This is a genomic window from Duganella sp. Root1480D1 (genome assembly GCF_001427305.1).
In the GTDB taxonomy this organism is placed as follows: domain Bacteria; phylum Pseudomonadota; class Gammaproteobacteria; order Burkholderiales; family Burkholderiaceae_D; genus Rugamonas.
Map to the genome: position 1 here is coordinate 226,686 of NZ_LMFZ01000047.1, position 19,241 is coordinate 245,926.

At 61.2% G+C, this 19,241-nt stretch carries 18 protein-coding genes; 4 read left to right on the plus strand and 14 right to left on the minus strand.

All coding sequences use genetic code 11. The annotated features are described in order from the left end of the window. Nucleotides 1–160: 160 nt before the first annotated feature. Nucleotides 161–1,135 (minus strand): LysR family transcriptional regulator, encoded by a 975-nt coding sequence (locus tag ASD58_RS25695; protein WP_229210113.1) that lies wholly within the window; start codon nt 1,133–1,135, stop codon nt 161–163. A gap of 38 nt (nt 1,136–1,173) precedes the next feature. On the opposite strand from ASD58_RS25695, the gene ASD58_RS25700 reads away from it, so the two are divergent. Both ASD58_RS25700 and ASD58_RS25705 read left to right on the plus strand, forming a co-directional pair. Beyond that, the gene (locus ASD58_RS25700; protein WP_057264520.1) at nt 1,174–1,884 is read left to right on the plus strand and encodes an SDR family oxidoreductase; all 711 of its coding nucleotides are present in this window, start codon (nt 1,174–1,176) and stop codon (nt 1,882–1,884) included. Between the two features lie 7 nt (nt 1,885–1,891). Continuing rightward, nucleotides 1,892–2,674, plus strand: a complete 783-nt coding sequence (locus tag ASD58_RS25705; RefSeq protein WP_057264521.1) for a metallophosphoesterase family protein — start codon at nt 1,892–1,894, stop codon at nt 2,672–2,674. A 9-nt stretch (nt 2,675–2,683) separates the two neighbouring features. On the opposite strand, the gene ASD58_RS25710 is transcribed toward ASD58_RS25705, so the two are convergent. The 10 genes from ASD58_RS25710 to ASD58_RS25755 form a co-directional block, all read right to left on the minus strand. Then, a complete protein-coding gene (locus ASD58_RS25710) occupies nt 2,684–3,553 on the minus strand; it encodes a CPBP family intramembrane glutamic endopeptidase (protein ID WP_057264523.1) in 870 nt (289 codons plus the stop codon). A gap of 8 nt (nt 3,554–3,561) precedes the next feature. Next, nucleotides 3,562–4,338: an enoyl-CoA hydratase gene (locus tag ASD58_RS25715; protein WP_057264525.1), complete on the minus strand. Its 777-nt coding sequence runs from the start codon at nt 4,336–4,338 to the stop codon at nt 3,562–3,564. 114 nt (nt 4,339–4,452) lie between these two features. After that, nucleotides 4,453–5,649: an acetyl-CoA C-acyltransferase gene (locus tag ASD58_RS25720; RefSeq protein ID WP_057264527.1), complete on the minus strand. Its 1,197-nt coding sequence runs from the start codon at nt 5,647–5,649 to the stop codon at nt 4,453–4,455. Between the two features lie 27 nt (nt 5,650–5,676). Next, nucleotides 5,677–6,174 (minus strand): YiiD C-terminal domain-containing protein, encoded by a 498-nt coding sequence (locus ASD58_RS25725; protein WP_229210114.1) that lies wholly within the window; start codon nt 6,172–6,174, stop codon nt 5,677–5,679. 6 nt (nt 6,175–6,180) lie between these two features. Continuing rightward, nucleotides 6,181–8,577, minus strand: a complete 2,397-nt coding sequence (locus ASD58_RS25730) for a 3-hydroxyacyl-CoA dehydrogenase/enoyl-CoA hydratase family protein (protein ID WP_057264529.1) — start codon at nt 8,575–8,577, stop codon at nt 6,181–6,183. A gap of 139 nt (nt 8,578–8,716) precedes the next feature. Next, nucleotides 8,717–10,507, minus strand: a complete 1,791-nt coding sequence (locus tag ASD58_RS25735) for an acyl-CoA dehydrogenase C-terminal domain-containing protein (protein ID WP_057264532.1) — start codon at nt 10,505–10,507, stop codon at nt 8,717–8,719. A 56-nt stretch (nt 10,508–10,563) separates the two neighbouring features. Beyond that, a complete protein-coding gene (locus ASD58_RS25740; RefSeq protein ID WP_057264534.1) occupies nt 10,564–11,154 on the minus strand; it encodes a TetR/AcrR family transcriptional regulator in 591 nt (196 codons plus the stop codon). A gap of 251 nt (nt 11,155–11,405) precedes the next feature. Next, a complete protein-coding gene (locus ASD58_RS25745; RefSeq protein WP_057264536.1) occupies nt 11,406–11,786 on the minus strand; it encodes an RNA-binding S4 domain-containing protein in 381 nt (126 codons plus the stop codon). Further along, on the minus strand, nt 11,783–12,946 hold the full coding sequence (gene clsB / locus ASD58_RS25750; RefSeq protein WP_057264538.1) for a cardiolipin synthase ClsB: 1,164 nt from the start codon (nt 12,944–12,946) through the stop codon (nt 11,783–11,785). The genes ASD58_RS25745 and clsB overlap by 4 nt, the downstream gene beginning before the upstream one ends. Nucleotides 12,947–12,949: 3 nt before the next feature. After that, nucleotides 12,950–13,762, minus strand: coding sequence for an endonuclease/exonuclease/phosphatase family protein (locus ASD58_RS25755; RefSeq protein WP_057264541.1), 813 nt, complete (start codon nt 13,760–13,762; stop codon nt 12,950–12,952). 75 nt (nt 13,763–13,837) lie between these two features. On the opposite strand from ASD58_RS25755, the gene ASD58_RS25760 reads away from it, so the two are divergent. Next, nucleotides 13,838–14,620, plus strand: a complete 783-nt coding sequence (locus ASD58_RS25760) for a CPBP family intramembrane glutamic endopeptidase (RefSeq protein ID WP_057264542.1) — start codon at nt 13,838–13,840, stop codon at nt 14,618–14,620. Continuing rightward, nucleotides 14,620–15,297 (plus strand): penicillin-insensitive murein endopeptidase, encoded by a 678-nt coding sequence (locus tag ASD58_RS25765; protein ID WP_057264544.1) that lies wholly within the window; start codon nt 14,620–14,622, stop codon nt 15,295–15,297. The genes ASD58_RS25760 and ASD58_RS25765 overlap by 1 nt, the downstream gene beginning before the upstream one ends. Before the next feature lie 3 nt (nt 15,298–15,300). Here the strand turns inward: ASD58_RS25765 and ASD58_RS25770 are convergent, their stop codons facing one another. From ASD58_RS25770 to ASD58_RS25780, 3 genes are read right to left on the minus strand one after another with little or no spacing between them, the layout of a single operon-like run. Next, complete coding sequence (locus ASD58_RS25770; RefSeq protein ID WP_156401492.1) at nt 15,301–16,197, minus strand: DUF3667 domain-containing protein; 897 nt, start codon at nt 16,195–16,197, stop codon at nt 15,301–15,303. Between the two features lie 33 nt (nt 16,198–16,230). Beyond that, nucleotides 16,231–17,919 carry an ATP-binding protein gene (locus ASD58_RS25775; RefSeq protein ID WP_307178313.1) on the minus strand — a complete coding sequence of 563 codons (1,689 nt, stop codon included), beginning with the start codon at nt 17,917–17,919 and terminating at the stop codon, nt 16,231–16,233. After that, the gene (locus ASD58_RS25780) at nt 17,916–19,196 is read right to left on the minus strand and encodes an HD-GYP domain-containing protein (protein ID WP_057264548.1); all 1,281 of its coding nucleotides are present in this window, start codon (nt 19,194–19,196) and stop codon (nt 17,916–17,918) included. Before ASD58_RS25780 ends, ASD58_RS25775 begins: the two co-directional genes overlap by 4 nt. Between the last annotated feature and the right edge of the window lie 45 nt (nt 19,197–19,241).

Consider the following 19,241-nt stretch of genomic DNA (forward strand, 5'->3'; position numbering starts at 1 on the left):
GCGGCACGACCGCGCACTTCTGCCTTAATGGTTGCTTTGCATTTTTGGCAATCCAGCCACCACGACAAAAAACACTCTCACCCATCGCCATTCTTGCAGGACAAATCATGCCGCTGCTCCAGGGGAGCGCAACCAGCAGCGTCTGCCCCCCCATCGCGCATTATTGAACCATGCCTGGCCAGCTTGGAATCGTAATTTGCAGGAACTCGATCAGTGCGCGCGTGCGGACCGGCAAGAAGCGCCTGGACGGGTAAAGCAAATGAACTTCATGGGGCGCCGCTTGCCACTCGGGCAGGATACGCACGAGCTGGCCGCTTTGCAGCAAGTCTTCGACCAGCCAAAGTGGAGCCATCCCGAGAGCAAATCCCGACGCCAGGCATTCGCGTACCCCCTGCGAGCTGTTGATGCGAAAACGTCCGCGCACTTCGATTTCCGCCACTTGTCCGCCACGACGGAAGGCAATCCGGTCGCCGCCTGGCAGCCACGCGTAGCGCACAAAGTTATGTCCGGCCAGCTCCTCCAGCGTTGCCGGCGTACCGAAGCGATGCAGATACTGCGGAGATGCCAGCAGCACGCGCGGCGACGACGCGACTTTTCTCGCGATCAGGTTGCCAGGCAGGTCGCCGCCGAGGCGTACTGCAAGGTCGACGCCCTCCTCAACCAGGTCGATCATGCGATCGTTCAGGATCAATTCGACCTGGATATTCGGATGCGCTTCGAGGAATCGCTGGATCGCCGCACTCAAATGCGCCTGGCCGATGCCGACCGGCGCGCTGACCCGGATCGCGCCTGAGGGCTGTTCCAGGGCGCCATGGACGTCCGCCAAGGCTTCCTCATAAGCGTCAAGCACGCGTTTGGCCTGCTCATAAAATCGTTTGCCGGCATCCGTTACCGTCAAGCTGGTGGAACTGCGCTCCAGCAGGCGAGCGCCGATCGTTCGCTCGAGATTCGAAATTGTCTTGCTGACAGTCGGCTGTGTAATTCCCGCTTCACGGGCGGCCGCTGACAAGCTGCCCGTTTCCACGACACGTACAAAAGACTGCATTCCCTTGAGTTGATCCATTGTTCCCAGCATTCCATTTTGGAATGGCATCCATTCGATTTGACCGCATACCCAACATTTTTTGAAGAGCATACACTGCGTCGCAACTCAACTTCAATCGGAGGAGCGATATGCTCGGCAATCAACACGTAGTCATCTTCGGCGGCAGCAGCGGGATCGGTTTGGCTGCGGCCGGCCAAGCCAGGAGCCTGGGCGCAAGACTCACCTTGGTCGGCCGAAGCCGTGAAAAGCTGAACCGGGCTGCAGAATCACTGGGAGGCGCCCGAGTCGTCGTGGCAGACATTACGGACCGCGCGGCAGTCGAAGCGGTGTTCGCCGGCATGGAACGCGTGGATCATCTGGTCGTCACCGCTGGCACCTTTAACGCAGGCCGCGTAGCCGATACCGACCCGGACACCTTGCTGCGCGCGCTTGACGAGCGTATCGCCGGCCCCCTGTATGCGATCAAGGCAGCACTGCCCTTGTTTGCCGAACGTGCTTCCATCACGCTGATGGGCGGCCAATTGTCGGATCGCCCGACCGGCAACGGCGTTGCAGTGATTTCGGCTGCGGTTCGCGGCGTCGAGGCGCTTGCAGGCGCGCTCGCGCAAGAGCTGAAACCCATTCGCGTGAACGTGGTCGCGCCAGGTTTCACCGACACTCCGCTGTTCGACGTGCTAGGCGAAAGCAGCAAGGTATTCCTTCAACAGGTTGCCGAAAGCCTTCCAGTCGGACGCGTGGGCCGCGCGGAGGAAATCGGTTCTGCCATCCTGTTCATGATGACCAATGCCTACGTTAATGGAGAGGTGCTGCATATCGATGGCGGGGGGCGACTGGTATGATTAGACGATGCGCTTACTGATTCTCTCCGACCTCCATCGTGAATTCTGGAATAAACACCAGGTTTCGTTTGACCTCGCGTCCTCGTTGCCGGACGCCGTTGTCCTGGCTGGGGACATCGATACCAGTGGCGTGCGCTCCGTGCAGTGGGCCGAAGCTGCCTTTGAAAATATCCCGGTCATCTATGTGCATGGCAACCATGAAGGTTATGGCCACAACCTGGATAGCGAGATCGAAAAGATACGCGCAGCCAGTGCCGCGACGGAGAACGTGAAATTCCTGGATTGCGAAGAGCACATCATCGGAAACGTGCGCTTCCTGGGCGCCGCGTTATGGACCGACTTCAAGCTATTTGGAGACGACCGGCGCTACCTTGCAATGACCAGGGCAGAGGAGGTAATGTCGGACTACCGCCGCATAAGACTGGCGAGCAAGAACTACGGCAGGCTGCGCACCAAGGATACTGCCCTGTTCCATGAAAAGCACAGGTCGTGGATTAACAGTAAGCTGGCCGATCCCCATGGCGGCAAAACCGTCGTCGTGACCCACATGGCCCCGTCCATGCGTTCAGTTCCCAGCCAGTATGCGAACGACCTGACGTCGTCTGCCTATGCCTCGAATCTCGACGAGTTAGTGGCAAAGGCAGATCTTTGGGTGCATGGACACATGCACGAATCCTTTGACTACGAGATCGGGTCGTGCCGAGTGGTATGCAATCCGTTTGGATACATGTCGAAGAGCGGAAGCGGCGAGAATGAAGGCTTCAATCCGAACTGCATCGTCGAGATTTGAAGCCTGCTTTCAGACAGCGCGCGGATACGTAAACGCTATGAAATGCACCAGGTTAAGCAGGAAATGGACGGCGATCGGAACCTCGATGCGCCGCGTCCGCGCATACAGCAGTGCATAACCCAAGCCTGCCACGCTGGCCAGGACGGCAATCTGCCAGCCGCCAGCCAGGTGCGCAGCGCCGAACAGCAGGCCTGCCACGGCGACTGCCAAAGCATCGCCGAAGCGTGCGAGCTGGCCCTGGATGACGCCACGGAAGAAAGCCTCTTCCGCCACGCAGACAAACAGCAGGTTGATGACGGCAAATAGCGGCAGGAATGGCGACAGCTTGAAGTCGGGATGAACGAATCCGATTGCCCAGCCGACACCTAGCACGGCGCACAACAGCCCAGCAAACGCAAGCGCTTGCGATCTCAACGCCTTGGCCAAATCCAGCCAGGAGCTGGCGCGCTGGCAGAAGAACACCAGCAGCACAAGCCCGACCACGCCCTTGTCGAAGTTCGCGTACAAGGTGTATGGCGCTGAGCTGGCGGACAGCCGGACATCCTTCAGCAGCAAGGGATTGTCGTAGCCCGGGACGGCATGGACTGCAAGCGCAAATGCCAGTAACAGAGTCAATAGCGTAAACGGCACGCGCACAGCGGTCTTGCCGTGACGGGTCGCCAGCCATGAGAAGGCCAGCAAGGCCGCGATACTGGCCCCGGCGATGGGACGCAGCACGCCTGCCACCAGGCCGGCGCTGATTGCAAGTCCGAGCAGTACCAGCCAGAGGTGCCGCAGGAAAGCCGGCCGGCCATTGGGCGCGGCCGCCATGCCGGTGCTTGCAATTGAAAGGCCCAGCAAGCCAAACGGCAGCCAGGCCAGAGCGGGAATCGCCTGCATGGTTCGCGTCAGGCGAACTTGGAGAAGTCAGGCTTGCGCTTCTCGAAGAAGGCGGTGAAGGCTTCCTTGGCTTCGGCGCCGGTCAGCATGGAGCCGAATTGCGCGCTTTCCACGTCGATGTGGGCTTTCAGCGCTTCGCGGCCGGCCTTCATCAGGCGCTTGGTCTGGCGGATCGATTCGGCCGGCAGTGCTACCAGCTTTGCCGCTTGCGCTTGCGCATGCGCCAGCACCTGGTCGGCCGGCAGCAGCTTGGAGATCAGGCCCATGTCATAGGCTTCCTGTGCGCTGAACGGCTCGCCCAGCATCAGCTTTTCCGCCGCACGGGCATGGCCGCCATTGGCAGGCAGCAGCATGCTGGAGCCAAATTCAGGGCACAGGCCCAGTGCTGCGAATGGCACCGAGAACTTGGCGTTATCGGCGGCGTACACCAGGTCGCAGTGCATCAGCATGGTGGTGCCGATGCCGATGGCGGCGCCGTTCACGGCAGCCACGACCGGCTTGGTGCTGTTGAACAGGGCTTTCATGAACTTGATAACAGGGCGATCGGAGAACGCTACGCCGTCGTTGGCAGCGGTGGTGGTCGCGAAGTCGACCAGGTCGTTACCGGCGGTGAAGATCTCCGGCTTGCCGGTGAACAGGATGGCGCGCACTTCGGTGTCCGACTCAGCGGCGTTGATGGTGTCGGCCATAGTCTGGTACATGGCGGAGGTGATCGCGTTCTTGCGGTCCAGGCGGTCGAATTCGATGGTCAGGATACCTGCGTTCTTGCTGGTCTGGATTGCCATTTTCTTTGTCTCCAATCTTTAAACCGGTAAACCGGTGTCAGACCCGCAGGGTCCGACACCATAAAAAAAGGCGGGCCATTCTGACCCGCCTTGCTTATTGCGTTGTCGCGCGGATTATACGCGCTCGATGATGCCTGCTGCACCCATGCCGGCGCCCACGCACATCGTGACCATGCCGTATTTCAGCTGGTTGCGGCGCAGTGCATGCACTACGGTCGCAGCGCGGATCGCGCCGGTTGCGCCCAGTGGGTGGCCCAAGGCGATTGCGCCGCCCATCGGGTTCACTTTGCTGGTGTCCAGGTTCAGGTCGCGGATCACGGCCAGGGCCTGTGCGGCGAACGCTTCGTTCAGTTCGATCCAGTCCAGCTGGTCCTGGGTGATGCCGGCAGCGGCGCAAGCGGCTGGGATGGCGACCTTAGGACCGATGCCCATGATCTCTGGTGGCACGCCGCGCACGGCGAACGAGGAGAACTTGGCCAGTGGGGTCAGGTTGTGTTCTTTCAGGATCTTCTCGGAAACCACGATCAGCGCGCCTGCGCCGTCGGACATCTGCGAGGAGGTCGCGGCAGTCACGGTGCCCTTGGCAGCGAACACTGGCTTCAGCTTGGCCATGCCTTCCATGGAGGCGTCGGCGCGCGCGCCTTCGTCGGTATCCACGGTACGCTTGCCAACCTTGATTTCGCCGGTGCGCAGGTCAGGGGTGCGGGTGATGATTTCGACCGGGGTGGTCTCGTCCTTGAAGAAGCCGGCCTGCTGGGCGGCGATCGCCTTGCGGTGCGATTCCAGGCCGAAGGCGTCCTGGTCTTCGCGGGAGATCTTCCACTGCTGCGCCACTTTCTCGGCGGTCAGGCCCATGCCGTAGGCCAGGCCCACGTTCTCGTCCTTGAAGGTGTCCATGTTGATCGATGGGTGGTGGCCCATCATCGGCACCATCGACATCGATTCCACGCCCCCGGCGATCATCACGTCGGCTTCGCCAACGCGGATGCGGTCAGCAGCCATGGCCAGGGCGGTGATGCCCGATGCGCAGTAACGGTTGATGGTCACGCCGCCCACGGTGTTCGGCAGGCCCGCCAGCACCACGGAGTTACGGGCGATGTTGAAGCCCTGCTCTGCTTCCGGGAAGGAGCAGCCGACGATGGCGTCGACGATCAGGGCCGGGTCCAGGCCAGGCACGGCAGCCATGGCGCCCTTGATGGCGGCGACCAGCAGGTCGTCCGGGCGGGTCTTGCTGAACATACCGCGCGGTGCTTTACCGATCGGGGTGCGGGTAGCGGCGACGATGTATGCGTCTTGGAGTTGTTTGCTCATTTTTAAGCTTTCCAGTATCTGTGTTCGTTAGCGTTTGGCGGAGAGGTACCAGTCCACCTGTACTTGTGCTGCCAGCGTGCCGTGTTCGTCGAAGATGTCGACGTTGACCGGGAACGCTACTTTTCCTTCATCCTTCAGCTGCGCTTTCAGCGCGGCGATGTCGCCCGGCACCTTGCCGGAGGCGCGCGTCGCGCCCTTGGCCACTTTCTGGTACTCGATGCGCGACTGCTTGGCGACCGGGCGCATGTCCATGATCAGGTCGGCAAAGCCGCCTGCCATGGCCGCGCCTGACGCCGTTTCGGCCAGCGTGAAGATCGCACCTGCGTGCGGCGTGCCGAGGTGGTTGTGCAGCTTGCCGTCGTCCGGCATCGACACTTCGGCCGTTCCCGGGCCGATGCTGTCGATGCGGATGCCGAGCAGGCGCACGAACGGCAGCGACTCCGTCATGTGCTTCTTGATTTGCTCATAGACCATGCTAGGTTTCACTCGCAACAGGATTTTGAAGGCCAGCGACAGGATGGACATTTGCTCTTAGTTGCGAACCGGCTTACCGGTCTGCAGCATGCCCATGATGCGCTCTTGCGACTTAGGATGGTTCAGCAATTCCAGGAAGGCCTTGCGTTCCATATCCAGCAGCCACTGCTCGCTCACCACGCTGCCCTGGTCGATGTCGCCACCGGACACGATTTCAGCAATCATGTCGCCCAGCTTGTAGTCGTGTGCGGAGATGAAGCCGCCATCGCGCATGTTGACCAGCTGGCCGCGGATGGTGCCCCAGCCGTAACGGCCGGTCACTGGCACAGGGCGCTGGATCGGAGCGCGGTAGCCTGCATCAGCCATCGCACGTGCAGTGGTTTTCGCCACGTGCAGCAGTTCGTAGGCGTTGAACACGATAATGTCGTCTTCCTTCAGGTAGCCCATGGCCTTCGCTTCCAGCGCGGACTTCGAAACGTTCGCGGTTGCAGCGTTGGTGAAGCCGGTCTTCAGGAATTGCAGGATGTCGTTGCCTTTGGCTTCGCGGGCAGCGCGTACAGCCGCTTCTTTCAGGCCGCCGCCGCCTGGGATCAGGCCAACGCCCACTTCCACCAGGCCGATGTACGATTCCAGGGCCGCTACGCGCTTCGATGCATGCAGCATCATTTCGCAGCCGCCGCCCAGGGCGATACCGGCAACAGCCGCCACCACTGGCACGTTGGAATACTTCATCGACATGAAGGTGTCTTGCAGTTCCTTGATGATCGGGTCGACTGCTTTGGCGCCGCCGGCCATGAAGGCTGGCAGGGCTTCCTGCAGGTCGGCACCGGCCGAGAAGGCGCCGCCTTCGGCTGCGTCGGTGTTCCAGATCACCAGGCCTTTGAAGTTCTTTTCAGCTTCGGCCAGGCCGCGCTGGATGCCGCCGATCACGCCTTTGCCGATCACGTGCATCTTGGTCTTCAGCGACAGGATCAGGACGTCGTCGCCGGTGTGCCACAGGCGCACGGATTCGTCTTCGTGCACGGTCACGCCGGCAGTCTTAGGATCGGCGCCGCCGCCGCCCACGACCGGAGCGCGGAATTCCTGGCGCTTGTACACGGCCAGTTCCGAACGCGGGGTGTAGGACTTGGTCGCTGGCGAGAACGAGCCTTCAGCGGTATGCACGCCCTGCTCGCCCACTTTCCCTTCGAACACCCATGCTGGCAGCGGTGCATTGCACAGCGCCTTGCCGGCTTCGATGTCTTCCTTGACCCACTGCGCAACCTGGCCCCAGCCGGCTGCCTGCCAGGTCTCGAATGGACCAACGTTCCAGCCGAAGCCCCAGCGCATGGCGAAGTCGATGTCGCGTGCGTTGTCGGCGATCGATTCCAGGTGGATCGCGATGTAGTGGAAAGCGTCGCGGAAGATCGCCCACAGGAACTGGCCTTGCGGGTTGGTCGAATCGCGCAGCGCCTTCATCTTCTTGACCGGATCCTTTTCTTTCAGGATGCGGGCGATGATGTCGTCTGCCTTCTTGCCGCCGGCGACGTATTCACCGGTCGCTGCGTCCAGGCGCATGATGTCCTTGCCGACCTTCTTGTAGAAGCCGGCGCCGGACTTCTGGCCCAGGGCGCCCTTGGCGACCAGGCCGGACAGCACGGCAGGAGTCTTGTACAGCGCTGCGAACGGATCGTTCGGCAGGTTGTCTTCCATGGTCTTGATCACGTGGCCCATGGTGTCCAGGCCAACCACGTCGGCGGTACGGAAGGTACCGGACTTGGCGCGGCCCAGCTTGGCGCCGGTCAGGTCGTCGACCACGTCGACAGACAGGCCGAACTTCTCGGCTTCGTGGATGATGGCCAGGATGCCGAACACGCCAACGCGGTTAGCGATGAAGTTCGGGGTGTCCTTGGCGCGGACCACGCCCTTGCCCAGCACGGAAGTCATGAAGGTTTCCAGCTGGTCCAGGATTTCCGGCTTGGTGGCGGTGGTCGGGATCAGTTCCACCAGGTGCATGTAGCGCGGTGGGTTGAAGAAGTGCACGCCGCAGAAGCGCGCCTTCAGGTCGGCGTCGAAGCCTTCGGCCAGCTTGTTGATCGACAGGCCGGAGGTGTTCGAGGCGAAGATCGCGTTCTGGGCGATGTGCGGAGCGACCTTCTTGTACAGGTCATGCTTCCAGTCCATGCGCTCGGCGATCGCTTCGATGATCAGGTCGCAGCCGGCCAGCAGGTCCAGGTTGTCTTCGTAGTTGGCGATCTGCACCAGCTCAGCGTCGGCCTTGTCGCCGAAAGGAGCTGGGGACAGTTTTTTCAGGCCTTCAATGGCCTTGATGCCGATGCCGTTCTTGTTGCCTTCTTTGGCAGGCAGGTCAAACAGGACGACTGGTACTTTAGCGTTGACGCAGTGGGCAGCGATCTGCGCGCCCATCACGCCGGCGCCCAGCACCGCTACTTTTTTCACGTTGAAGTTGCTCATATATATCCTTTAGTTGGTATTTCCGTTGCTATGCGTGGGCGTCGGCTGTCACCGCCAAAACCGGTAAACCGGTGTCTGACCCATTGGGTCAGACACCTGCCCTACCGGTTTAGAGCGCGAACCGCCAGCGCCATCAACTTCAGAACAGGTCTGCGTCCAATGCCATCAGGTTGGCGGCGCCGGAACGAGCCTGGCGGATCAGGGTTGCGGTTTCTGGGTACAGGCGGCCGAAGTAGAAGCGGATGGTTGCCAGCTTCGAGGTGTAGAACTTGTCGCCCGATGCTTCTTTTTCCAGGGCGATCTTCGCCATCTGCGCGAAGAAGTAGGAGTACACCAGGTGGCCGGCCACGCGCAGGTAAGGCACGGCAGCCGCGCCCACTTCGTCCTGGTTCTGGAAGGCTTTCATGCCGATTTCCATGGTCAGCTTGGTCAGTTTCTCGCCCAGGTCGCCCAGCGGGGTGACGAATTCGGACATCGCTTCGTCGGTGCCGTTTTCTTCCACGAAGGCGCGCACTTTCTCGCCGAACTTGCGCAGCTTGGCGCCGTTGTCCATCAGGATCTTACGACCCAGCAGGTCCAGCGACTGCACGGTGTTGGTGCCTTCGTAAATCAGGTTGATACGCGCGTCGCGCACATACTGCTCCATGCCCCACTCGGAGATGTAGCCGTGGCCGCCGTACACCTGCATGGCGTCGGAGGTAGCGATCCATGCGTTGTCGGTGATGAAAGCCTTGATGATCGGGGTCAGCAGGGCCACTTCGTCGCCAGCTTCCTTGCGCACGTCGGCGTCAGGGTGGTGCAGTTCGCGGTCGATCTGCAGGGCCACATAGGAAGCGAAAGCGCGCGCGCCTTCAGCGTAGGCTTTGCCGGTCAGCAGCATGCGGCGCACGTCCGGGTGCACGATGATCGGGTCGGCAGGACCTTCCGGATTCTTCACGCCGGACAGCGAGCGCATTTGCAGGCGGTCTTTTGCGTACACCAGGGCGTTCTGGTAAGCCACTTCGGTCAGGCCCAGGGACTGCACGCCTACACCCAGGCGGGCGGCGTTCATGAACACGAACATCGCGTTCAGGCCCTTGTTCGGCTGGCCGATGATCCAGCCCTTGGCGCCGTCCAGGTTCATCTGGCAGGTCGAGTTGCCGTGGATGCCCATCTTTTCTTCGATCGCGCCGCAGAAGATCGGGTTGCGCTCGCCGATCGAACCGTCGGCGTTAGGGATGAACTTAGGCACCAGGAACAGCGAAATGCCCTTCGAACCTTCCGGAGCGTCCGGCACGCGTGCCAGCACCAGGTGCAGGATGTTTTCGGCCATATCGTGTTCGCCGGCCGAGATGAAGATCTTGGCGCCGGTGATGTCCCACGAGCCGTCGGCGTTAGGGATGGCTTTCGAGCGCAGCATGCCCAGGTCGGTGCCGCAGTGTGGCTCGGTCAGGCACATGGTGCCGGTCCACTCGCCGGAAACCAGCTTAGGCAGGTACAGGCGCTTCTGTTCGTCGGTGCCGTGTTCTTTCAGGCACTCGTAGGCGCCGTGCGACAGGCCTGGATACATGGTCCATGCCTGGTTAGCCGAGTTCAGCATCTCGTAGAACGAGTTGTTCAGGACGATAGGCAGGCCCTGGCCGCCGAATTCAGGATCGCAGGCCAGCGCAGCCCAGCCGCCTTCAACGTACTGCGCATAGGCTTCCTTGAAGCCTTTTGGCGTGGTCACGGTCTTGGCAGCCGCATCGTGGTGGCAGCCTTCGCGGTCGCCGGAGTGGTTCAGCGGGAACAGCACTTCGGAGGTGAACTTGGCGCCCTCTTCCAGCACCTGGTTGATGATGTCCGCGTCGGTTTCGGCGTGAGGAGGCAGCTCTTTCAGCTTCTCTTCCACCTTCAGCAGTTCATGCAGTACGAACTGCATATCACGGATTGGCGCGACGTATTGACCCATTTTATTCTCCAGATAGCTAAAAGGTTATGTTTGCTCGGCTGCTGCGAAGTGCAGCCTTAGGATGGTTGATAGTTTTCGATCAGTCGGTTGAAGCCTACGCCTGCCCGGTCCACGCTGCCAGGGGTGCGCATGAAGCGCGCCTCGTGGTGCAGGGCCAATATCAGGCCGTACATCTCGTACACAAGCTGGGAAGCATCGGTATCGGCCCGCAGGTCGCCGTTGTCGATGGCCTGGCGCACGCAACGCAGCAAGGCTGCCTGCCACGCGCCGACCATGGCCAGCAGTTCTTCGCGGATCGGGCCAGGGCGGTCGTCATACTCGACGGCGCCACTGATATAGATGCAGCCCGAGGCAATTTCCACGCTCACACGTTTGATCCAGTTGGCAAACATGGCGCGCAGGCGAGGCAGGCCACGGGCCTCCTTCATCGCCGGGTAAAACACTTCCTGCTCGAAGCGATGGTGATACAGCTTCAGGACTTCAATCTGCAAATCTTCTCGCGAACCAAAGTGCGCGAACACACCGGACTTGCTCATGTTCATTTTGTCGGCGAGCAGGCCGATCGTGAGGCCTTCGAGGCCGTCACGGCTTGCCAGGTCGAGGGCCACATCCAGGATGGCCGCACGGGTCATTTCGCCTTTGCGCATGAATTTCGTTGGTGTATTTACAAGAATGCCACTCACTTTTGGACCCATCCAGAAAGAAGGAAAAACCTTATTCTCGCTCTAACAGATCGGCCACTGGTGAAAAGTTTTGCGAACGTTCGTACTATTATCCAGCGGGTGGCGAAAGTCAAACGGCACAACTAGAAGTGCACCTCTATTGTTGCGTTGCAACAAAATAAATGGGGACGTACCCCATTTATTCGCCGCAGGCGGAAAATGGGGTACGTCCCCATTTATTTTGTTGTGGCGCGCTCCCAGGCGCGGCGGTCACGCTTGGTCGGCCGGCCTTTGTTGTCGGCGAAGGGTTCGGGGAACAGTTTCTTGCGCTCGATCAGTGCGGCGCGGCGGGCCAGCGATTCTTCGCTCTCTTCGTATAGAAGACGCGCGATCGGCGCCCCTTCCCGCTTGCCGGAAATCCCGACCACCAGCACGTCCCATTCGTCCGCACCGTTATCGATATGCAGGCGCTCGCCCAGCTTCGCATTGCGCGATGGCTTGATGCGCTCGCCGCTCGACAATTTCACCTTGCCCTTGTCGATGGCGTCGATGGCCAGCTGGCGGGTCTTGAAAAAGCGCGCCGCCCACAGCCATTTGTCGATTCTTACGTCACTCATGTGTACTTTCCCACTGCAAAAATGCGCATCAGCGTGCGGTAGAAAAAGTAGGCCACTTCGTACCCTGCCCGCCGAAAGCGCCCGACATGCTCGAAATCCTGCGGTTGTATCGCCACACCCTCGGCAATCGCATCCTCGATCTTGGCCCGCAGGGAACGCGCGAACTCGGCGTCCTTGATCACCACATTGGCTTCCTGGTTGAGGAACAGGCTCAACCCATCCACATTGGAGGAGCCAACGGTCGCCCAATCATCGTCGATGACCGCCACCTTGGCATGCAATTGCGTCTTGCGGTACTCCACCACCTTCACGCCCGCTTCCAGCAGCTTGGGGTAGAAGGAATGCGCCACCGCATCCTGCAGCCAGAATTCGCCAACGCCGATCAACAGCACCACGTCCACCCCGCGCTGCGCCGTCGCGGCCAGGGCGCGGCGGAATTTGCGGCCCGGCGCGAAGTAAGGATTGGCCAGCAGCACGCTCTTCCTGGCCCGCCCCAGCGCTTGCAGGTAAGCGCGCTGGATGGTGCGCCTGTTGCGCAGGTTGTCGCGCACGACAAAACCGGCCTGCATCGTGCTCTGGCGCGCAATCTTGTTCAGCTTGCGCACTTCATTAAACAAGCTCAGGCGCTTGACGATATTCATGTGGCCCAGGCGGGTCCACTGCGTCTCGGCTTCGGAATGGATAGACTCGACCAGCGGCCCGCGCACCGCGACCGCAAAGTCCCAGCGCGGCGCCTCCAGCGCCTTGCTGTGATCATAGTCGGTGAACATATCGTCGTTGATATTGATGCCGCCGACAAAAGCCACCTGGGCATCCACCACGCAGATCTTGCGGTGGGTGCGCGTCACTCCACGCCGGAACCAGGGATTGAAGATGCGGTGTTCGACACCGGCCGCCGTGACCTCGGCATGCAGGCGAGAGGCTGGCTTATGTCCAGTACCGAACCAGTCGGTAATCATGCGCACGCTCACGCCGCGCTGGGCGGCGGCCTTCAGCGCGGCCATCACGCGCTTGCCGGTCTCGTCCTCGGCAAAGATATAGGTCTCGAAATAGATTTCAAACTGCGCGGCCTCGATCGCCTCGACCAGTGCCGGAAAATAATCGGTACCGCAGTGCAGGAGTTTGACTTCGTTATCGGCTAGAAAATCAACGTGACGCATGTGTCAGGAAACCAGTTTCAGGTTCGCCACGATGGGCGCGTGATCCGACAGCCTGGCCCACAACGGGCCATGCAGGACTTCCGCGGATTCTACCTTGAAGCCCCGCACATAGATGCGGTCCAACCTGAAAAATGGCAAGGCGGCCGGGAAGGTGCGGGCCGGGCGCTGGCCCGACTTGCGCCGCGCCAGAGTACGCACCAGGTCGCCGACCGGATGGCCGTGCTTGATCTCGTCGAAGACTTCACGCACGCCGAGTGCGCTTTGCAGCTTGTCGGTCAGCGTATTGCGCCAGTCGTTGAAGTCGCCGGCGATGATGACCGGCTCGCCGTCCGGCGCCGAACTGCGCACGGCTTCGATCAGTATGTCGGCCTGCCGCACCCGGCTGCGCTCGAACAGGCCGAGGTGGATCACGTAGCAATGCACCAGCTTGCCATCCGTTTCCACCACCGAATGCAGGATGCCGCGCGATTCATAGGCGTGGTCGGAAATATCGGTATTGGTCCAGCGTGCAATCGGGTATTTGCTGAGCAGCGCATTGCCGTGGTGGCCATGGTCGTATTGCGCATTCAGGCCGTACACGGACTGGTGCGATTCTCCCGCGAAAAATTCATGCTGGGCTTTCTTCGGCCAGTGCCGGTGGCCCTGGCTTTCCTCGCCATAACGCGCCTCGATCCTGTCGTGCTGGCCCTGCACTTCCTGCAAAAACACCAGGTCGGCGTGGAAGGCCTCAATCGCATGGCGCAAGGCATGCACCCGTGGGTGGCTGCGGTACGACACGCCTTTGTGAATATTGTATGTGGCAACGCGGATCATCATGGGATTCATTCTAACCCCAACTGCCCGGCTTGCTCCCTGTCAAAAGTGTCGCGAATTGCTTTATAGTCATACTCCATGACCGAACGACACGCTACCTTCCCTTCCGCGCTGGAAGCCTTCTTCCTTGTCTTATGCCTGTGGGGCGTCGACTACCTGGTGACCTGTGCGCTGTATGACGCGCACAAATGGCTGGGCCTTGACGATCCCTACAGCCTGCTCACGCTGTCCCGTCTGCTTACCAACGGCATCGTGTTTACCGCGCTGCTGCATTGGAAGAACCTGGAGTATCGCGACCTGTTCAACTCTTCGCGCTCGGCGACAGCGGCGACCATGGTGGTCATCGTGCCCCTGGTCCTGCTGGCCACGCCATGCCTATTCCTGCTCATGGGTTGCGTGAATTATCTGTTGATCACCGAATTTCCCATGCGTGCGGGCATGGAAAACGAGATGAGTAACTGGCTGTCGGGCGGGCTGCCGCAAATCCTGCTGGTTTGCGTCATCGCCCCCATCGTGGAAGAGATGCTGTTTCGGGGCATCATCTTGCGCAGCTTCCTGCAACAGTACGAGCGCAACTATGCCATCCTGGGCTCGGCAGTCGTGTTCGGCTTCTACCACATGAATATTTACCAGCTCGTCGGCGCCTCCCTGTTCGGCATCGTCGCCGGCTGGCTGTATGAGCGGACCCGCTCGCTGATCCCGGGCATTGCCATGCACGCGGCAGTCAATGCCTCGGTCATGCTGATGGCGGCGAGTGCCAGCGGCGGCGCTTCTGCTAGCGACCTGTCGTTCGTGCTCCTGCTGCTGCCGGCCTTCCCTGCCTGCTACATGCTGCGCCGCCTGCTTGCCGGAACGGCCTGATGAAGGCGACGCAGATTGCGGTCGCCACAATGCTGGCGATTGGCGCGGCCACTGCCAGTGCAGCCGGCAGCCGCTGCTACGGCAGCGTGAACCGCGGCAGCATCGAAGGCAGTGTCCAGCTTCCGCCAGAGGGTGCCAATTTCAAGGCCTACAGCGCGCTGGCCATCAGCATGGGCCGCAACCATGTGCACAGCGAAGTGTCGGCCATCATACGGGATGCCTATGCAAAGCTCGAGCGCACTGCGCCGGGATCGCAGTATGTGTACGGGGAATCGGGCAATGAATTCGGCGGGCGCTTCCGGCCCCACCGCACGCACCAGAATGGCCTGTCGGTCGACTTCTTTGTGCCGGTGCGTGACAAGGATGACCGGCCTGCGCGCTTGCCGACACCGGCCACCCAGCGCTTTGGCTACGACATCGAATTCGACAAGAATGCGCGCTACGGCGCGTACAGCATCGACTTTGCCGCGATGGCCGAACACCTGTACCAGTTGGACCAGGCGGCCCGTGCACGCGGGCATGGCATCGCGCTGGTGATCTTCGACACCGCCTACCTGCCGCGCCTGTTCGCCACGCCGCGCGGCACCGAACTGAAGCGGCTTAACTTCATGAAGGGCAAGCCGTGGGTGCGGCACGACGAGCATTACCACGTCGACTTTGCCGTCCCGTGCAGCTGACGTTCAGGTAAATCGCAGCAGGAAGGTGGTGCGCGTCAGCCATTCGAAGGACAGGGTCAGCCAAAAACCCAGAATGGCGGTACGCAGCAGCAGCACGATCCAACCGCCGCCGTAGACTTTGCGCATGGCAAGCAGGATGTACACCGCCATCGCGGCAAACATGGCCAACTTGGTCGTGTCGCGCATGCCGCCGACGATCAGCAGCGCAGCCACCAGGCTGACCGTCTGCAGATGCATGGAGAACACCAGGTGCTCACCGTAGCGCCATCCAGTTCCCAGGTGCAGCAGCTTCAACACCACTGCCATGAGCGGAATCAGGCACAACATGATGGTCGGGCCAGCGCGCAGCCAGGTTTCCCACAACTGCGCGTCCCGGGCTTGCTCCGGAAGGGCAAGGAACTTGCCGTAATTGAGGGCGAATTGCGGACTGGCCGAGGATAGGACAGCGAACAAGCTGCGGTCGACTTTGTGCTGCGCCTGCGCCAGCGTCGCAGGCGCAGCCATCGCCTGGCCCTGGGCTGTTTGCGCATCCATTGCAACGGTGGGCAAGTGATGCACCTGCCATTTCATGACCAGGAACATCAGCAAGGAAATCGTGAGCAGCAGCCGCAGCGGATCGATGAATTGCCCGCGCCGCCCGCGGATGAATTCCACCGTCAGTTGCCCCGGCTTGGCAAATAGCCAGCCCAGCGTGCGCCACAGCTTGCCCTCGGCAGCTACATAGTGGCCAATGAAGTGATGGATGAATTCATGTGCGCTGGCGATATGCACTGTGGCTTTCTGGCCGCATTCGCCGCAGTAGGGGGTGCTGACCGCAGCATGGCAGTTGTGGCAGGTCTCGCCTTCTGGCGGGCGATGGGTATCGGCGTCGCGGCCGAAGTGGAAGAACAGGTTTTTCATGCGGAAGATAGTAATCACCGCATGGCAACTTAGTCAATTTACAACATCATTTTCCTCGGCAGCGGGCGCCATCTGTCGCGGCAGGATCACACGGAAGGTGGTGCCGCGCCCGATCTCGCTGTCGACCTCGATGCGGCCGCCGTGCTTTTGCACGATGCTGTAAGACAGCGACAAGCCCAAGCCCGTACCCTTCCCGACCGGCTTGGTGGTGAAGAAGGGCTCGAAGATGCGGCCCAGGTTTTCCGCCGCAATGCCGCCGCCGGTATCGCTCACCGACACCGTGACCATTTCGTTCTCGTAACTGGTGCGCACCGTGATGCGGCCGCGCGATTCGATGGCATGGGCGGCGTTGACCAGCAGGTTCATGAACACCTGGTTCAGTTGCGACGGGATGCATTCGATTTCCGGCACGCCGCCATATTCCTTCACCACTTCCGCCTTGTATTTCAGCTCGTTCCAGACCACGTTCAGCGTGCTGTCGAGGCCCGCTTCGAGATTGGCCACCAGCACATCGCCGCCGCCGACGTGCGAGAAATCCTTCATGTCCTGCACAATGCGCTTGATGCGGTCCAGGCCATCCGTCGATTCGGACAGCAGGCTGCCCAGGTCCTCGCGCAGGTAGTCGGCATCGATTTCCTTGCGCAGCGCATTCAGCTCGCTACGGTCCGATTCCGGCAGGTGTTCTTCGCGCGCCTCATAAGCGTCCAGCAGCCGCATCAAGGATTGCATGTAGCGCTGCAGGCTGCTCAGGTTGGAATTGACGAAGCCGACCGGGTTGTTGATTTCGTGCGCCACGCCAGCCGCCAGCACGCCGATGGACGCCATCTTCTCCGATTGCAGGAGCTGGTTCTGCGCCTCGCCCAGCTTGCGGATCAAATCCGCCTGGCGTGTTTTCTCGCTCTCCAGCGTGATGTTCGCCATCTGCAGCGCCAGCGTGCGCTCGTGCACGCGGCTCTCCAATTGGTCGCGCGAATCGCGCAACGCCTGCTCGGCGTGCACGCGCTCCGTGTTGTCGACGAAGCCGTACACGCGCCCGATAATGCGCTCGCCGAGGAATTGCGGGCGCGAGCGGCACTCGAATACGCGGCCGTCGTGCAGGTGAAACTGGTCCAGCGCCTCGTGCGGATCGCTGACTTGCTGCAGCCGCTCGCGGCACAATTCCCGTTCAGCCACATTCGCAGTCAGGAATTCAAGGATGGCGGAATCGTTGCCGTTCTTCAGGAACGCGTCAGGAATATGCCACATCTCGCTGAACTGCCGATTCATGCTGGCGATCTTGTTGTGCCAGTCGATCACCAGGATGCCGTTACCGGTCGCCTCCAGCGTAGTGCGCAGTTGCGACAGGGTTTGTTCGAGCACGTCCTCCACCTTGCGTTCCTGGCGCGCATCGCGGGCCAGGATCAGGATCAGCCAGCGCTCCTCGTGGCGCAGCACGCGCAACGATTTCATGACCATGATCTGGGTGCCGTCGGCGCGCTGGTATTCCCCTTCCTGCGCGTCGATATCCTGGAAATGGCCGCCCCGCACGTCCTCCCAGTAAAACACGTCCTGCAGCGAGCTCTCGATATCGGTGATCAGCATTTCGACCAGCTGCGCGCCCGAATAGCCAAGCACTTGCTCGGCCACCTTGTTGGCAACGATGATGCGCAGGTCGGCAGGATCGACCAGCAGCATCATGTGCGGACTGTGGTCGAGCATCAGCTGGCGCAGTGCGGAGATCACCCGGCTGCTCCCTGGCCCGGCTTGGCGGCATCGAAGTAATAGCTGACCCGCTTGCGCGGACTGAGGTAGGCATAGATTTCCTTCGGTACCTGCGCGGGCTTGATGGCGCGCACGATATTAAGGTCGCTTTCGCGCTCCATGTCGACCATGATCGCATCTTCGCGCGGCACACCCGGTTCGTACACCACCAGTTCCGGCTTGTTCGGCTTTTCGGTATTGATGGTGGCGACCATGCCGGTGGCGCCGTTCGATAGCTGCACGATGGTGCCTGGCGGGTAGACACCCAGGCAGCGGATGAACACCTGCAGCAGCTTGGGATCGAACTTGCCGCGGTTCTTGGCGAACATCAGCGACAGCGCTTCGTGCGGGGTCAGGCCCGGCGTGCCGTTGACCGGGTTGCACAGGCGGTCGTAGTAATTGGCGATCGCCACGATGCGCGCCAGCACGCCAATCTCCTCGCCCTTCAGGTGGCGCGGGTAACCGCTGCCGTCGTACATTTCGTGATGGTCGCGCACGATGGCCACGGCAGCGGCAGGGAACTTGAGTTGCTGCCCCATTTCGGTGCCGACCGCACAGTGCGTTTCATACAGGTTCTGCTCCGAGTGGGTCCAGGCTTCGGTCTTGGTCAGCACCTTGTCGGGAATATTGCGCACGCCCAGGTCGTGGAACATGGATCCGACGCCCATCGCTCCCGCCACTTCGCGCGGCAGCTTGATGTCGCGCGCAATCATCATCGACAGCATGGTGACGTTGAGCGAATGCAGGTAGATTTCCTCGCCGCCGGTACGGTCGCCCATGACGTGGATAGCCAGCTCCGGCGCACTCAGGATGGAGTCGGCAATCTTGCCGATCATCTCGCTGGCCTTTTGCAGGTTCTCGGCCGGGCGCGCGAAGATGTTCTTTTCCATGTCCTTCATGGCGCGCGCCGTATCGATAAAGGCATGCTCGATGCGCGCTGCATTCTCGCGCTGCTGGCGCATGCGCTCCATCATCGCGCGCTTGGCGGTGAGCTCGGGGGACTCGGGCGCCGGCGGCGGCGGCGGCGCCGCGGCAGCGACTTCATGCGCTTCGGCCGACAGCGCGGCGGGCTGCACGTCGCTCAAGGCCGGGTCGATACGGATCTTGTGCAGGCCCAGGCTGCGCAGCTGGTGGATCTGCTCCTGCGACTTGATCTTGAAATGGCTGAACGCAAATGGATGCTCAAACCACTTCAGGTCGAGGTGGACGTATAGGCCGACCTGCAACTGCTCGAGAAGAATATCCTGAGTCTCCGGCATGGCGTGCGCCCCCAGCGTGACAGTCGATGTCCGATTATAGCCAAA

Coding starts and splice junctions, on each gene's coding strand:
- ASD58_RS25695 (WP_229210113.1), bottom strand. CDS start 1,135: ATGCTCTTCAAAAAATGTTGGGTATGCGGTCAAATCGAATGGATGCCA.
- ASD58_RS25700 (WP_057264520.1), top strand. CDS start 1,174: ATGCTCGGCAATCAACACGTAGTCATCTTCGGCGGCAGCAGCGGGATC.
- ASD58_RS25705 (WP_057264521.1), top strand. CDS start 1,892: ATGCGCTTACTGATTCTCTCCGACCTCCATCGTGAATTCTGGAATAAA.
- ASD58_RS25710 (WP_057264523.1), bottom strand. CDS start 3,553: ATGCAGGCGATTCCCGCTCTGGCCTGGCTGCCGTTTGGCTTGCTGGGC.
- ASD58_RS25715 (WP_057264525.1), bottom strand. CDS start 4,338: ATGGCAATCCAGACCAGCAAGAACGCAGGTATCCTGACCATCGAATTC.
- ASD58_RS25720 (WP_057264527.1), bottom strand. CDS start 5,649: ATGAGCAAACAACTCCAAGACGCATACATCGTCGCCGCTACCCGCACC.
- ASD58_RS25725 (WP_229210114.1), bottom strand. CDS start 6,174: ATGTCCATCCTGTCGCTGGCCTTCAAAATCCTGTTGCGAGTGAAACCT.
- ASD58_RS25730 (WP_057264529.1), bottom strand. CDS start 8,577: ATGAGCAACTTCAACGTGAAAAAAGTAGCGGTGCTGGGCGCCGGCGTG.
- ASD58_RS25735 (WP_057264532.1), bottom strand. CDS start 10,507: ATGGGTCAATACGTCGCGCCAATCCGTGATATGCAGTTCGTACTGCAT.
- ASD58_RS25740 (WP_057264534.1), bottom strand. CDS start 11,154: ATGCGCAAAGGCGAAATGACCCGTGCGGCCATCCTGGATGTGGCCCTC.
- ASD58_RS25745 (WP_057264536.1), bottom strand. CDS start 11,786: ATGAGTGACGTAAGAATCGACAAATGGCTGTGGGCGGCGCGCTTTTTC.
- clsB (WP_057264538.1), bottom strand. CDS start 12,946: ATGCGTCACGTTGATTTTCTAGCCGATAACGAAGTCAAACTCCTGCAC.
- ASD58_RS25755 (WP_057264541.1), bottom strand. CDS start 13,762: ATGATGATCCGCGTTGCCACATACAATATTCACAAAGGCGTGTCGTAC.
- ASD58_RS25760 (WP_057264542.1), top strand. CDS start 13,838: ATGACCGAACGACACGCTACCTTCCCTTCCGCGCTGGAAGCCTTCTTC.
- ASD58_RS25765 (WP_057264544.1), top strand. CDS start 14,620: ATGAAGGCGACGCAGATTGCGGTCGCCACAATGCTGGCGATTGGCGCG.
- ASD58_RS25770 (WP_156401492.1), bottom strand. CDS start 16,197: ATGAAAAACCTGTTCTTCCACTTCGGCCGCGACGCCGATACCCATCGC.
- ASD58_RS25780 (WP_057264548.1), bottom strand. CDS start 19,196: ATGCCGGAGACTCAGGATATTCTTCTCGAGCAGTTGCAGGTCGGCCTA.